This window comes from Paenibacillus sp. GCM10027628, assembly GCF_042676385.1.
In the GTDB taxonomy this organism is placed as follows: domain Bacteria; phylum Bacillota; class Bacilli; order Paenibacillales; family NBRC-103111; genus Paenibacillus_E.
In genome coordinates, this window is the sequence record NZ_JBHTHA010000039.1 from 1 (window position 1) to 14,451 (window position 14,451).

At 45.9% G+C, this 14,451-nt stretch carries 12 protein-coding genes; 4 read left to right on the forward strand and 8 right to left on the reverse strand.

From position 1 onward, the window contains the following. The 4 genes from ACFQZT_RS25940 to ACFQZT_RS25955 all read left to right on the forward strand — a co-directional run. Nucleotides 1-186 (forward strand): hypothetical protein (locus ACFQZT_RS25940; protein ID WP_379304668.1); only part of this gene is annotated, 186 nt, incomplete at its 5' end. 173 nt (nucleotides 187-359) lie between these two features. Next, nucleotides 360-731 carry a YhjD family protein gene (locus ACFQZT_RS25945; protein ID WP_379304670.1) on the forward strand — a complete coding sequence of 124 codons (372 nt, stop codon included), beginning with the start codon at nucleotides 360-362 and terminating at the stop codon, nucleotides 729-731. After that, nucleotides 728-1,999, forward strand: a complete 1,272-nt coding sequence (locus tag ACFQZT_RS25950; RefSeq protein WP_379304672.1) for a DNA polymerase IV — start codon at nucleotides 728-730, stop codon at nucleotides 1,997-1,999. The genes ACFQZT_RS25945 and ACFQZT_RS25950 overlap by 4 nt, the downstream gene beginning before the upstream one ends. Next, nucleotides 1,996-2,496, forward strand: a complete 501-nt coding sequence (locus ACFQZT_RS25955) for a YhjD family protein (protein WP_379304674.1) — start codon at nucleotides 1,996-1,998, stop codon at nucleotides 2,494-2,496. The genes ACFQZT_RS25950 and ACFQZT_RS25955 overlap by 4 nt, the downstream gene beginning before the upstream one ends. 53 nt (nucleotides 2,497-2,549) lie before the next feature. Here ACFQZT_RS25955 and ACFQZT_RS25960 read toward each other — a convergent pair whose 3' ends face one another. The 8 genes from ACFQZT_RS25960 to ACFQZT_RS25995 all read right to left on the reverse strand — a co-directional run bounded on the left by ACFQZT_RS25960 (nucleotide 2,550) and on the right by ACFQZT_RS25995 (nucleotide 14,427). Beyond that, nucleotides 2,550-6,059 (reverse strand): S-layer homology domain-containing protein, encoded by a 3,510-nt coding sequence (locus tag ACFQZT_RS25960; RefSeq protein WP_379304676.1) that lies wholly within the window; start codon nucleotides 6,057-6,059, stop codon nucleotides 2,550-2,552. A gap of 239 nt (nucleotides 6,060-6,298) precedes the next feature. Next, entirely contained in the window at nucleotides 6,299-6,457 is a 159-nt protein-coding gene (locus tag ACFQZT_RS25965; protein WP_379304678.1) for a hypothetical protein, read from the reverse strand. Between the two features lie 204 nt (nucleotides 6,458-6,661). Further along, the gene (locus tag ACFQZT_RS25970) at nucleotides 6,662-7,798 is read right to left on the reverse strand and encodes an MGDG synthase family glycosyltransferase (RefSeq protein WP_379304680.1); all 1,137 of its coding nucleotides are present in this window, start codon (nucleotides 7,796-7,798) and stop codon (nucleotides 6,662-6,664) included. 112 nt (nucleotides 7,799-7,910) lie between these two features. Continuing rightward, nucleotides 7,911-8,432: a CBO0543 family protein gene (locus tag ACFQZT_RS25975; protein WP_379304682.1), complete on the reverse strand. Its 522-nt coding sequence runs from the start codon at nucleotides 8,430-8,432 to the stop codon at nucleotides 7,911-7,913. A 129-nt stretch (nucleotides 8,433-8,561) separates the two neighbouring features. Continuing rightward, complete coding sequence (locus ACFQZT_RS25980) at nucleotides 8,562-9,158, reverse strand: TetR/AcrR family transcriptional regulator (RefSeq protein WP_379304684.1); 597 nt, start codon at nucleotides 9,156-9,158, stop codon at nucleotides 8,562-8,564. A 48-nt stretch (nucleotides 9,159-9,206) separates the two neighbouring features. Next, nucleotides 9,207-10,709, reverse strand: coding sequence for an NAD(P)/FAD-dependent oxidoreductase (locus ACFQZT_RS25985; protein WP_379304686.1), 1,503 nt, complete (start codon nucleotides 10,707-10,709; stop codon nucleotides 9,207-9,209). Between the two features lie 303 nt (nucleotides 10,710-11,012). Then, nucleotides 11,013-12,632, reverse strand: a complete 1,620-nt coding sequence (locus ACFQZT_RS25990; RefSeq protein ID WP_379304688.1) for a response regulator — start codon at nucleotides 12,630-12,632, stop codon at nucleotides 11,013-11,015. 1 nt (nucleotide 12,633) lies between these two features. Next, nucleotides 12,634-14,427, reverse strand: a complete 1,794-nt coding sequence (locus ACFQZT_RS25995) for a cache domain-containing sensor histidine kinase (RefSeq protein ID WP_379304690.1) — start codon at nucleotides 14,425-14,427, stop codon at nucleotides 12,634-12,636. Nucleotides 14,428-14,451: the final 24 nt, after the last annotated feature.

Sequence of the window (14,451 nt, forward strand, 5' to 3'; positions counted from 1 at the left end):
CGAAGGAAAATAACTCTTCTTGTTGAATTACATACATTAGAGTACTCCTTTCTCTTCTCTTCTCTTGTTTTGTGGTGTAGGAACCTAAAACTTCGAGAATTTGGGGAGGTACTCCTTTTTTTCATGCCAAAAACCCTTGCTACGGCAAGGGTTTTGAATTATGAAATTGCCTCCATAGTTGTTTAATAAACACCCCAGGCCTCTTAACAAGGCACTGGGGTGTTTGTATATGGAGGTTATTTATCAATAAGCCGCCCTCACAAAAAAATTTCCAATTGAATACATTGAAATACGAATATTTGTTCGCTAAAATGAGTATAATAAAAGAGAATATACGTTCGCATTATGGTGGTGTGAAAATGAGTATTAATCCAAGAATCGAGACAGAAGAGGATGTTCAAATCATCAAGGAGTACACATTGCTGCCCATTTTGCTGGATATGTTAGCGAGAGATATCGAAGAACTAGGCATGTATAAGGATAAAATCGTGTTCAATCATGTCCTTTTTTATCTGAGGGAGGTGGAGCATTCCATTTATCCCGAATTGCAAAGCATTAAAAATACGATGAAGAAACGGGATATTAAGGTTTTGAATACGGAAACGAATGCATCGGGCATTCAAGTTGAATACAAAGTTCGCGGCTACATCCACCACTTCACGATGCTCCGAAGTTTGGTCAAAGCAGAGTTAATGAACACGCTGATGAATATGCGGAGGCGGTTAGGATGAGCGAACAACGTGAAAGAGTTATCTTTCTCGCGGACTGTCAGAGCTTCTACGCTAGCGTGGAAAAGGCCGATCACCCCGGCTGCCGCAATAAGCCCGTAGCTGTGGCTGGATCGGTCGAACGCCGCTCGGGTATCATTCTGGCCGCCTGCCCAATTGCCAAACAATATGGCGTCACGACAGCGGAACGTCTCGGAGATGCGCTTAAGAAGTGCCCTGATCTGATTGTCATGCGTCCGCGCATGCAGCATTATATCGACATTTCTCTATTAATCACCAAGATCTATGAGGAATTTACCGATCTTGTGGAGGTCTTCAGCATCGATGAGCAGTTTTTGGACGTAACGGCCAGCCTGCCCTTTTATGGGGAGGATCCTACCGCCATCGCCGCCTCCATTCAGCACAAGGTGCTACGGCAGACCGGCGTACGAGTAAGAATCGGGATCAGCTCGAACAAAATTTTGGCGAAAATCGCGACCGATATTTGGGCCAAGAAAAATGATAGTGGCATCTTCATATTGCCGCAAACGGAAGTTGAAAAGCGGCTATGGCCGGAGCCTGTCAACAAAATGTTCGGCGTCGGCTCCCGGATGACCGCGCATTTTGCCCGGCTAGGGATGCATACGATTGGCGATATCGCGAGAACCCCTCTGCCTAAGCTGAAGGAGAAATTCCGCGCGCGCTTTGGCAAGCAGTCGGACATTCACGCCGAGGTGATGTGGCGGACGGCGAACGGCCTTGACGATAGTCCCGTGACTCCGGGGACCTTTAACGCGGCGCCCAAGTCAGTCGGCCACATGATGACATTGCCTAGAGACTACAAGGAAAGCTGGGAGGTAGATACGGTTTTGCTCGAGCTCACCGAAGAGGTGTGCCGCGATTGCCGCCGTAAGGGATATATGGGCGCTATCGTTTCGGTTAGCTGCATGTGCAGTCCCTACGAAGCCCCTACCGGGTTTTCCCGCCAAATGAAGATGCCCGATCCTACCAACAACACCAATACCGTATTTGAAGCGGTTAAGCTACTTTTTTATAAATTTTGGGATAAAATGCCCGTTCGCCGCGTCGGCGTCACCTTAAGCCAGTTAACGGATGACCAGAATTATCAGTTGACTCTCTTTGAGGACCAGATCAAGTCCCGAGCTTTAGAGAAGGTGACCGATCGCATTAAAGATCGATACGGCAGCGCCGCAATCGTCAGAGCTTCTTCCCTGACAAGTGCAGGGCAAGCGACCGATAGGTCGATGAAAATCGGAGGGCATTATAAATGAGCAAAAAACTTGAAAAGAACGGGCTCTGGGAATCCAGCCGGATGATGCTGCCCCAGCATCGAGAGTCGTTTCAGAACAGACTCCGTGATCAGACGGTTCAAATCAGCCGCCCCACAACCGAAGAAATCAACCTCATGCGGGATTCAATTTTATTGCCTGTCATGCACACCATTATCCTCAAAAAAGCCCGGGAAGTAGAGCGCTCCTCCGAAACTTTGCGAATCCTGTATGCAAAAGTGGCCCACGTTCTCGCCAAGAACATCCATAGCGATTTATCTAAAGTAAAGAGGACTTTGCTGGAGAAAAATATCCGCGTTTTTGAAGAGGAAAAAGATGAGCGCATGATCCATTACCGGTACACCTGCCGCGAGTACGAGGATCATTTTACGATCACCAGAGACTACATGCGGGCTGAAATCGGCGTCAGGATTGGCCGGTATGCGGACGGTTTAATGGCGACTTTATATGGTAAACCGGCGGGTGAAGGGAATGTGTAGAGTAGAAAAAGCTGGCACCGATCCGTATCGGTGCCAGCTTTTGGCATCAGGGCTTAATTACTGAGCAATACCACTAGGTCAATAAATTGGACATTGTAAGTCTTGCTGTTTAACGTATACTTCAACCCGCCTATGTTGTACATCTTGTAATTCAAGCCGGGTAAAGTCGGTAAAGTTTTTGTATCAAACGCTACTCTGAGGTAGGTTACTCCTCCTAGCGTGATAACTTCACTATTTATCGTCCCTAATCCTTGGAGTTCAACACCAGCATTGGAATAATCCAAAGTTCCTTTCAATGGTGTACTCCCCGTGCCAGGACTATAGTCTATATCCTTGAATCTAATTAGTAGAGAATCCGCCGTCTGCGATGTGACTGGCATTCTGTAGTTGTTATCGACCTTCTCCAATGCGCTATAGACCTGAGATGTAACGGAATCATAAGGAGTAACGCTATACACTTGTAGCGCAACAGAAGTTTGAGCGGAAACGGACACTTGTTTTGAACAGCCCAGATCATTACAAGCCTCAACGGCGAAGGAATACTTTTGTCCAGCTTGCAGAGCATCAATTTTCTGCAAGGATTGATTCGTACTTGTTATTATTTTTTGGCCATCCTTATAAACATTGTAGGAAATAGCTTTCCCCGTCCAGTTTTGCGGTGGCGTCCATAACAATGTAATACTGTCTGTGGTTTCGCCAAATACTTGCAAGCCGGTTACTGCTTCCGGTATCGTGTACAAGAGGATGGTATTCACACCATGCGGTTCACCTGAAACGATAGTAAAGTCCGATGTTGTGGATATCGAATATCCTTCCTTCATTGCTGTTACCGAGTAAACGATACCTGGAGAAACTTGATCAAACGTATAGAAACCGTTCGCATTTGTTCTGGTTTCCTTATTCGTACCGTTTAACTTTACTGTTATATCTGCCACCCCCTGAGATGGTGGTACAAAAACATATCCCATTACAGAACCGGGCACATTAACACCAGGTATAGGTATTTCTTGTCCTTGATTTGTCAATGGACACGTTGTAGCTGAACATTTATTTGTAATACTGCCGTTTAAAGAAATACCTGTTCTTTCATTCTTATAGGTCAGGTTATAGATGGTCCCCGCAGTTTGCTCTCCTACATTCAGCAGTACCATATTTGGAAATTGAGGATAGTACGTAGCATTCACGACTTGGAGACCGTTATCGAAACGATAATCTGCTGCCACAGAATTAGCGACGGGCGCATCAAACACAACCAATACGAGATCAGAACGTAAACTATCCAACCATTTAACATGGGCATCATGTTGTTTAACAGTAACAACAAACGTTTTCGTTAAAGTATATGCCTGCTTGTATAGGGTAGCCGTTATTGTCACGGTAGCATCCCCAGCCCCCGATGCCGGTCGTGTTAAAGGCCCCCAATAAGAGAGAATATCAGGCCTGTCGGTTGACCATACCACTACAGTGTCTTTACCAACCGCATTGGGAAAAATGGGTCTTTTAGTAACGGAAGCAGTGGTATCTCCTTCTGCATAACTCAAACTCAACTGGTTCAAGCTATCTCTCATCTCAAAAATAAATTGCTTGTTATTTTGATAGGATGTCAGATTACTGAAATCACCATCTGTAAATCCGTATCTCTTCGCATTTGCTATTGCTTTCTCTGCTGCATCTATTCGTGCAACCTGTACTGTGTAGTCTGATCCTATGGAAGCAGCAACCCCAATAGCTTGATTCGCCTGAAGAAGTGCCTGTATCTTGACTCTGTCCTGAAGCCCACTGTCCATCTGAATGCCGCCTGCCCCTGCATTCGAGACCTTCGCAATAGCACCGGGGTCCCCAGTCACATTGACAGGTACAGCTGCATTGATTGTCTTGATATTGGCCGTTGCGTCCACTTCGATTGCAGTTCCTGTACTATCGCTCGGTAGTTGAATCTCTTGAAGTTCTCCCTCTCCGCTAACAGCTATTCGAGTATCCTTTGCAGTTACGCTTACTGTCTGTGTAGACGTTCCTGTTGAAGAGGTGATGCTTGCACTAGTTGCGAGCTTTAAGTTCTTTAACACGGTCGGTAGAGGATTACCACCAGTAGGAGGCTCCACTCTAATTTGTGAGTCTGGAGCTTCAACCGTTACTTCACCGTCAATGTTCCCTCTCAGCGTAAGACTCTTGCCGGCCGCAGCATTGGTGAGCTTGATCTTACCCAATGTACCATGTGTCGTTGAGGATTCGAGTATGGCTTGTGAACTGACTTCGGTATCGGTCACAACCGCGCCGTCCATCGCCTCGATCCTAACATTTTGGCCGTTGTTATTTATTGCATTGATCCTTAATTTTGTAATAATAGTTTGCTTTAATTTAATTGAACTCGTAGCACCTGATTGAATTTCCAGTTCTCCCGGGTTGATGTTACGCAGTGTAACTTCTCCTGCAGGCCCTGGATTTACAATCAGTTTTTGTACAGTAGTCACAGGGCCACTTGCAGGACCATATGTGCCGGAGGCTTCAATCTTAACTTCTCCCTGTGGGGTACCACTGGCAAGCAATTGTTCTACGGTCGGGCTGCCACCGCCGATGCTGCCAAATCCGCCACCGCCTCCGCCTAACATCGCCGCTGCGCCAACAAAAGCTTTACCGCTAGCTATGCCTTTGTACGTCAATTTGTAGGATGTACCCGATGCTTGTGTAGAAGTAGTAAGCACTACAACCGTATTGCTTTGTGCTTTTATAGCTGCAGCCGTTACCTTCAAATCGTTGTCAAACGCAAAATCTTCTTTGTTGACTATCGTAAGAGCTGAAGCGAAAGTAACTTCAATGCTCGTGTTATTCGCTGCTTGTAACGATACAATTTCTGATCCAGACTCAGCTTTTTGACCGTTTACGAAATCCTTCGCTTTCGTTTTGTATGTAGACGCATTTGTCTTAAATGCATAAGCCAGCCTTGCCAGAGCTTGACGCTCCGCTTTGTCTTTCGGATTAAAGAGTAGGGTTCCATTCGGCCCCTCTATACCGTTAACAAATCCGATTTGAACTGCTAGAGATACCTGGGATTGCGCCCAAGCGGAAACTTGCTGCATATCAGAAAGCTTAGTACTGACCGGCGTTCCGGCCGCTGTTGACTCCAGTCCAAGTGCCCGTATGAAAAAAACTATGAGTTCCTCACGTGTTACCTTAGCATCCGGCGAGAATGTGGTAGCGGATGTCCCTTGTGTAATACCGGACCCTACGAGTGCACCAACGTACCCACGATACCAGCTGGCAGCAGCAACATCCGAGAATGGCTCGGCCTTCGTGGCTTCTTCTTTAAGTCCCAAAGATAATACAAGGATTTTGGCCAATTCTGCCCGAGTTATCGCTTTCTGCGGTTGAAAAGTGCCATCTGCATAACCGGAGATAATGCCTTCTTTCACTAGCGCCGAAATCTCTTGTTTAGCGTATGAATTCACTATGTCTTTAAATTCTTCATTGGCTGCTCCTAGAGCCATAGACGGCAAGATGACACTCATAAGCATGACCATGATCATCATAGAAGCCATAATGCTAAGTGCTGAACGCATTTTCATTCTTTCGTTTCCCCCATAACCCAATAATTTGCTTGCTCCATTATCCATTACGCAAACTAGTTCTAAATGCCTAAAACTTGAATACGCAAGCCCATTATACATGGAAATAGAGTCGAAAAATAGGGTTATTAAGGAAATTTTATTAATTTCCGTTATTCATACCTGTCACTTCAAGCCTCACGGCCTCCGGAATTCAATAGGCACATTCATGGGAACCGCTAACAAAAGCGATTTGTCTATTACTCTTTATTTTTACCAGGAACAATGATTATATGACTGAATATAAATTGTTTATCCGCGTCAGATAAATTCGACTTATGAATAAGGCTTGCTATCCTTTCTTCCAATTCATGAATGGTTTGCAAAAAGACGTCCATATCTCCCAGATGTTCATTCATCCGAACGTTTCTCCTTTCTTAAATAGATAATAAAGCGAGTTTCTTCGATATGATTGAGGATGTTGCCATAATCATAGGATTAAAAAATGAAACGCTTATGAATCAATTCTTAAATATTTCTTAACTCCCTTATGATGAAACGCAAGAAACCAGCAAACCCAAGGGTTTACTGGTTTCTTTTCTAATGAATTGAATGCCTTCGACTCAAACTGGCTGCAGCATGGCTTGCGAGATAGTCGAAAGTATATCGTTTGCGATGTTATCGGCTGCATGCTCTTTGCGAAGCGGAATCATTCGCATTTTCATTTCTTTTGCATAAGAATCGTCGGATAGGAACCTTATGAGTTGCTCTTCAAGCTCGTTGATGCTTTTGGAGATCATCGCGATCCCTTTACTAAGGAAAAACAATGCGTTCTCTTTTTCTTGTCCGCCAAAAGGCTTGAAAATAAAGACTGGCAGTGACAAGGTCAGCGCTTCGGATAGTGTAAGTCCGCCAGCCTTTGTTACAATACATGAAGAGACCGCCATTAATTCTTGAATATTTTCAACAAACCCGAAAATATGAACATTATTAACCCCTGCAAAGGTATCTCTTAAGTTGTCTTCCATTTTTTTATTCCGCCCACAAACGATAGCTAGTTGACAATCCGCCCGAGATTGTAAAGATTTTATCATGACCTCGATTTCACCCAATACTCCGTAGGCTCCCCCAGCTATCAATACCGTCTTTTTGAAAGGATCTAACAGCGTCTTAAAACTATTGTCAGTGTTTGATACATGGTAAAAGGTTGGCCTGATCGGAATCCCGGTCACTTCGATTTGTTCATCTTTGAAGCCCATGATTGTTAATTCACTCTTCAGTTCATTAGTGGCAACGTAATATTTATCGGTGCTGGGATGAACCCAGCGATTGTGCAAGGCATAATCCGTTAATACCGTAAAGGTTGGGATTTCCAAACCCTGAGCAATTTCAGGCGCTGCACCGAAGGGGAAAACATTGATAATCGCGTCGGGCTGTTCTAGGCGAATGATTTCTCTTAGCTTCTTCTCTCCTAAATAATTGAAGTACTTGCTCCAGGGACGATCCAATTTATTATCGCGCGTAATATAATAACTCCAACCGTAGTAGTCTAGCCCATATTTAGGGGTTCGAGTACTGGTTATATATAGTTTTCTGGAAACCTTATTTAGAAAAGGGTGGGCTTCGTGCAATAAATCAATCACTGTCACGTCTTCGATACCTTGATTTAAGAAACTTTGTTTGAGTGCTCGGGAGGCCTGTAAATGTCCTTCGCCATATCTGGCAGTCAGAATCATGATCCGTAGATTTTGTTTTCTCACATGATTACCTCCGTGTATGAATATGTAATGAGTATAATGCCACAATAATTGAAAACACATACCTGCTTTTATATCCATAAACGGTTAATCGGAATGCCGGTTTCTTCAAGCCTCACGGCCTCCGGAACTCAATTGGCACATTCACGGGAATCTTAAACAAGATCACCCAAAAAACGGTAAGTACGGCCGAAATCAGATAGGCTCGCAGCGGTTTTACTGAAAACAGTTTCAACATAGGGAACATCGTGCAATCGAACAAGACGGACCACCCGAACCCCCAACCGTACTGATAATGAATGCGTCCGAACAGGTATAACACGTACTCCATGCCGCCGTAAATTAGAACCCAATAGGCATAGTGCCGGATGACCTTGGCTCGGCCTTGTGGATAGTTGCTTAGGAAAAGCAGCGCCGTGCCGGGAAAAATAATAAACGTATACACCATTTCAGTTATACTGTACGTGCCGGATACGTCCGGCTTCAACTGCCATAGCAAATGATTGGCACATAGATAATGATAGAGCAGATTACCCATAGCGAAGTATGTCATGGTTGTATGGTACTTCTTCCAGTTCCGCCAATCTCCCCATCTATAGGAGGCCACAATCACAAAAAAACCTATGAAAAAGTGCATAGAAATCCCCTTGTCATATCAACTTTACACAAAAATTATCATTTCCCATATTTTTCCTGTATATACAAATACCAAAGACAAAAAAATAAAGCCCAACCGCAAATGCGATTGGACTTGAATATCACTCCATCAAGACACTGTTATCAGCCTTAATAAGAAATCGACTTTCGGAATCCGGTAGCCGCCGATACCTTGCGCATTCAGCACCATTAGGCCGGAGAGAACCGATAAATAGGAGGAAATCAGCTCCTCGGGATTACCTGTAATAATTTCGCCGGATCGCTGCCCTTCCACAAATAAGGGAAGTAGCGCATCAACGAACTTCTTCATGGAATAATCTTCAATCAGTTGCTTCACCTTGTCGGGAACGCCATCCGACGTACGCGCCTGATGAATCAGCAAGAAATAGGGCGTGCCGCTTTCGTCGAGTATGTCCTCCGTTAAAGCTCTTAGCTTGGCGATCGGCGAGCCCGGTAAGTCATAGATGCTGCTCATGGCTTCTTGCGAACCAATCATAGCTCCTTCAACCAGCGTAGTGAACAGCTCTTCTTTGGATTTAAAATAATGGTAAAGCAAACCGTGACTAATGCCGGCTTCAGCGGCAATCATACTCATTTTCGTTCCAAGGATGCCCCTCTTCGCAAACACCTGAAGGGCTGCACCCATAATTTGCTCTCTGCGTTCATCGCGAATCTGATGCAATTGTTCATCGTTTAGAGGCGCCAATGAATCCGTCACTCCTTTTACAATTGAGTTTCAAGATATAGAAACCGATCACTTACTCATTGACATAAAAGATGCTCCAGAGAAGGACGGTATAAGCTGATCCAATACTTTCTCTAACGGCTGGCCCTGCTGAGACAGCTCCGCGAGCAATTGCTGCCCTTCATCCGATGCGGTAAGAACCGTTGTTACCACTTGCGGATTTATAATTTCGCGCGGCGAGAACGTTAAGGTGTTGACGGCCCAGTATAAGCCAAAGAGCTGGAAATTTTGGTGAGTTGTCGCATGTTTGAGATGCAGAGCCATGTATTTCTTAGCAAAATCAATGCCTTTAAGCGGCTCTAACCCTTCATAGGTCACGCCTTCCCACTGCAAATCATTCGCGCAATTCAGCCACCACGCAGGTTCGATCACATCTTGCAGTTTGTGAAGAACGCTCTGTTCAAAATGAGGCTTGGGATCGTTCCGCTGCTCCCGCAAGCAGACCTCCAGCATCTCTGCTTCTATCGCAGCGATGGTCATGCCTTGGCCAAAAATCGGATCATAGGTGCAGAAAGCATCCCCCAAAACTAATAATCCGGAAGGCCAGCGTTCCATTTGCTCAAAATGGTGGCGGTACAATTCCGGTACGCGGTATCCGCGAGGCGCCGTGAGAGGTTCAAGCTCCTGCAGCACTTCGGCAATGAGCGGACTTGGGAGCTGAGCAACCGCTTGTTCGTACTCATCGGCATTTGTAGGCGGGTAGTGACCGCCCGGACGATACAGCAGCACTTCTGCGATGTTGTTTTCAATAAAGGAAAAGACGCCTGTGAAAGTCCCGTTCGCCGGCTGCCCTGCGATGTTGATGACATCCCATTTTTCTATTAGGTTCGTGAGATGAGAAGGCACCTTATACCTCCGGGTGCTATACCCAAGAGCAACTTTCAGCAGGTCCGGCTTCGGCACTTCGTAACCCAAATCCTCAAGCCATTGCGCCAATTTGGATTGGCGTCCGCTGGTATCGAATACCATATCGGCGGTTAACGTTTTCTCCTGCCCGCCCGCTTCGCGATCTCGAACCTGAATTCCCGTAACAGCGCCCTGGTCGGGAGTCGTTAATAAGCCGAGTACATCGTGTTTGGGAAGAAACTGAACGTTAGCGATAGCTTTCACCCGTTCACGTAAAACCCATTCAAGCGCCGCTCTGCTGAACTTGATATCATTGCGCGGGTACTGCCCGATCATGCTGCCATATTGGTTCATGTTATGAATGGTTTTATTCAGTGACGAGGGAGCTCCCAGTGCCACCAATTCTTCTTCATACCCTGGAAAAAAACGATCTGTAATCATCTTACCCCGCATCGTAAACCGATGAGGATGAAAAGCTTGCGGCGTCCCTGCGCGATCTGTAGGGATTTCGGGAAACTCATCCTTATCCACGACGAGAACCTCTTCATAATAATCAGAAAGCACTCTTGCCGTCAATAAACCAGCCATGCTTCCCCCAATCACAATTGCTTTACCCATGTTCTGAACGTTCTTCATGTTCATCGCTCCTTCGATTTGATTATTCATTAGGCTCCAGCCTCCCATATTAAACGTTTATTTTAGATTGACTCGATCAGTCAATGATTAAGCAAAAAAAATATTGATTACCAATCAGCTTCATCCCACCTTACCCCCACATCTCCATGACCTATTCCTCCCTTCGATCTCAGTTGCGTTGAGTTTTAGATTGACTCAATCAGTCAATATTAAAATAATCCATTTTCCTGTATCTGTCAATAGTTAGCCATCAAGTTTTTTTCCCCGTTTAACCGACCGTGACAGCCTGTCGTCACGGTCGATCTCTCTGGGGAACGGTTCCTCAAAGCACATTTATGGCGACAGCCTACGGAAATCGCTGGGTGACATGTGCGCCACCTTTTTAAAAACGCGGCTAAAATATTTTTCATCCTGATAGCCCACCATTTGCGCCACTTGGACTATTTTGAGATGGGGACTCAAGAGCAGCATCTTCGCTTTTTCCACACGGATCCGACTGATGTAATCGACAACCGTTTCTTGAAACTCATGTTTGAATTTACGGGAAATATATTCACGATTCAAATGAAACTTCGATGAGATCTCTTGCAAAGTAATATCTTTCGTATAGTGCATCTCGATATACCGGGCTATTTCATGCATCGGATTGTTGCCTAAGGCTTGCAGGGAAACCAGGATTTGCGACAGCTCGATCAATTGATTGGTCACCTGCTGCTGCAGCAGGGATAAGGAAAACCGGCCGCCCTCGTCCAGAGGAATGGCAAACTGGCTGCTTTCCGCGGGGATCTGAGGCGCTTCGCTGAACTCTTGAAAAAAGTCCTCCACCCAGCTCGTCTTCGCCGCATGGTATTCATCCCACCACATTTTCAATTGCTCCACCGTAATATGATCCATCGCGGAAACGAGTTGGAACCATTCGCTGGCGGTGCTTCGAATGAGCTCAAGGTTCCCGCTTCTTACGGCTAGCCGAACCTTTTCTTCAAATTTACCGAAACGAAGCGTGCCGATCCGGGGCGGCGCCGACGGATGATATTCGTGTATGTGAGAAGTGGGCGCGAGCAAATTGCGTCGGTTTAAAGCTTCTTGGGCCTGGGCATATGCCTTATGAATTTCCGCAGGAAAAGCGCATTCCATGCTGAGGCCAAACTTAACCGACCCTTTTAAATACCGGTCGATCCCGCCTAAAATCCGGTGGAGCCATGTCTGATCCGTATCGGGTACATCCCAAATCAACAGTACCATCTCAGAGGGATTGTTCCAGTTGCGAAAGGCGGTGCCCTGCTGGGCCGGCTGCAAGAAATCGTTGGTAATATTTAGCAGCGTAAAAAAGAGCAAATCCAAGTCGGCAGCGAACTTGTCGCGGATCGACTGCTGCAGCGTCTTCATGTCGAGAATGGCGATCCGGCAGGCGCTGACGCTAGCAAGCTCAGGGAATTCCCGCAGGTACGATTGACCTGGGACCGGCGCGAGACCGGAAGCCGATTCCGCAAGTAATCGGGACAACAGCTTGTCCCGGTACATCGGCTTCAACTCGTTGACCTCCATGCTCTTCGCCTGAAGCTGAAGCTTTTCCCGTTTGGCCTCATTCCAGCTGGCAGCGGCTTTGTTGACTGCTTCTTGCAATTGGTTCCGGTCGATCGGCTTCAGCAAATAGTCAATTCCCCCGTATTTAACGGTATGACGCACAAATTCGAAGTCATTGTAACCGCTGATGACGATCTTCTTACAATCTGCTGCGTTCTTTTCCATCCACTCCATTAATTCAATCCCGGATGTCAACGGCATCATCATGTCGGTAATGACGAGCTGGGGGGCCTGCTCATGAATGATCCTTACCGCGTCCGAACCATCTTTCGCTTCCAGCACCTCTTGAAAACCAAGAGCCCCCCAATCGATCAGTTTGCGAACGGTTTTGCGGACATGTTTCTCATCATCGACGATTAGCACTTTCATATCATGGTTTCCCTCCCTGCAAAACTGGTACTGACATCGTGATCTTCAAGCCCTGCGGCTGGGTTTCTTCCAGATTCAAGATCGCTTGTTCACCGTAATATAGGCGAAGGCGGAACATGACGTTAATCAGTCCAATCCGATCCCCGCGGTCAGAAGATTCAGGATGCGGGTCGGATAACTCATGCCGAATAGCGGCGAGTCTTTCTTCGGAAATGCCTATTCCGTTGTCTTCGATGCCGATATGAAGCATATCGTTATGCAGCTTCGTACTGATCTTCAGAATGCCGATATGAGACGATTTATGAAAACCGTGTTTGAAATAGTTTTCGACGAGCGGCTGAACGATCATTTTCGGTATCGGTACCGGTCCCGCACGTTCGTCCAGCGCATATTCAATCTTTAATTCCTCCTCGAAACGCTGCTGCTGCAGCAGCAAGTAATGACTGACGTATTCGAGCTCCTGCGATAAGGGGACGACCGTTTCTTTCATGTTCATGCTGTAATGCATCATCTTGCCCAGCGAGGAGACAAGCCCGTACACTTCGTCCGCATCGTGATCCAGCGCAGAAGCACCGATGGACTGCAGCGCATTGTTGATGAAATGCGGGTTGATCTGCGCCTGCAGCATTTTCAGCTGATTCGTCTTGTTGGCGAGCTTCAGCTTGTACTCCTGCAGGATCAAGTCGTTGATCGTTTGCATCATCGTTCGGAACCGTTTGGCCAGCAGGCCGAATTCATCATTTCGGGAAATATCGATAGGCTCTTCCAACTGACCGGCTTGAATCTTGTTCATGCTGCGAATCAATTTTTTGATCGGAATTGTAAATAGTATGGAGACGTATAAGACGGCCGCCATGGCCAAGGTCAGAAACAAAACGGCCACTACAGTATTAATCATTGTAAGATTTCGCGTATGTTTGTATAAATAGTTATCTGGGATCCCTTTTACTAAGGTCCATTCTAAAAAGGGATACGATAGTTTCGAGTATAGCAAGATCCCCCTAAAATCCGATTTGTTCCATTCTAAGTTACCGACTGCATTCGTTGTTTGGAGAATTGGCTCGGTCCAGGATTTGTGTAGCGTTTGTCCGACAAGAGATTCATCGGAAGCATAGATAACGGCTCCTGAACTGTCGATGATATAAAAATCCTCGCTTCCTTTTTCAAATAATTGATCGCTTAAATTCTTGATTGCGCCTAGTTTGATATCAATGGACAGAAGCCCGATTTGTGCTGGCGTTGGTATTCGATATAACGGCCTATGGAAGGTAAACACAGGATCCGGTTTAGAAGGAGTCAATTTTTGAACACCGTAATTGTTGCTCGGATGCGTCGGCTCCATTAATGCGGCATTTGGTGGAATGACTCTATTCATAGCCGGTGGAGGTGTGATCTGCTTGCTCGTGAAGCCGCCATCATACATCAAGTAGGATTGCCCATCCTGAGATAAATAAAGGTAGACCTGGTAAATGTCATTCGCTGCACGGGAAACGAGCTGCATAGCCGTGTAAATATAGGATTCGTCCTGATTATCGCTTACCCCTTTTGACAAAATGCGGTCCATCGCCGGAATGGAGTAAAGAATTAAAGAGGCGTTATTGACGGTTTCCAAATAGTTGGCGATATTCCTCTTGCCTTCTGATAGCAGCCGGGTATTTTCTTGGATTGTACGGTCTTTAATGGATTCATTTGTATAAATGTACGTAATAACAATAGACGAAACGATCGGAACAACGGTAGAAATCAAAAGCAATGCGATCAATTTGTGGCGTACGCTGGATTGAAAGAAGTGCATATTGACCTCACCACGCTTTCGTTT

Coding starts and splice junctions, on each gene's coding strand:
- ACFQZT_RS25990 (WP_379304688.1), bottom strand. CDS start 12,632: ATGAAAGTGCTAATCGTCGATGATGAGAAACATGTCCGCAAAACCGTT.
- ACFQZT_RS25955 (WP_379304674.1), top strand. CDS start 1,996: ATGAGCAAAAAACTTGAAAAGAACGGGCTCTGGGAATCCAGCCGGATG.
- ACFQZT_RS25985 (WP_379304686.1), bottom strand. CDS start 10,709: ATGAATAATCAAATCGAAGGAGCGATGAACATGAAGAACGTTCAGAAC.
- ACFQZT_RS25995 (WP_379304690.1), bottom strand. CDS start 14,427: ATGCACTTCTTTCAATCCAGCGTACGCCACAAATTGATCGCATTGCTT.
- ACFQZT_RS25945 (WP_379304670.1), top strand. CDS start 360: ATGAGTATTAATCCAAGAATCGAGACAGAAGAGGATGTTCAAATCATC.
- ACFQZT_RS25950 (WP_379304672.1), top strand. CDS start 728: ATGAGCGAACAACGTGAAAGAGTTATCTTTCTCGCGGACTGTCAGAGC.
- ACFQZT_RS25975 (WP_379304682.1), bottom strand. CDS start 8,432: ATGCACTTTTTCATAGGTTTTTTTGTGATTGTGGCCTCCTATAGATGG.
- ACFQZT_RS25960 (WP_379304676.1), bottom strand. CDS start 6,059: ATGAAAATGCGTTCAGCACTTAGCATTATGGCTTCTATGATGATCATG.
- ACFQZT_RS25965 (WP_379304678.1), bottom strand. CDS start 6,457: ATGAATGAACATCTGGGAGATATGGACGTCTTTTTGCAAACCATTCAT.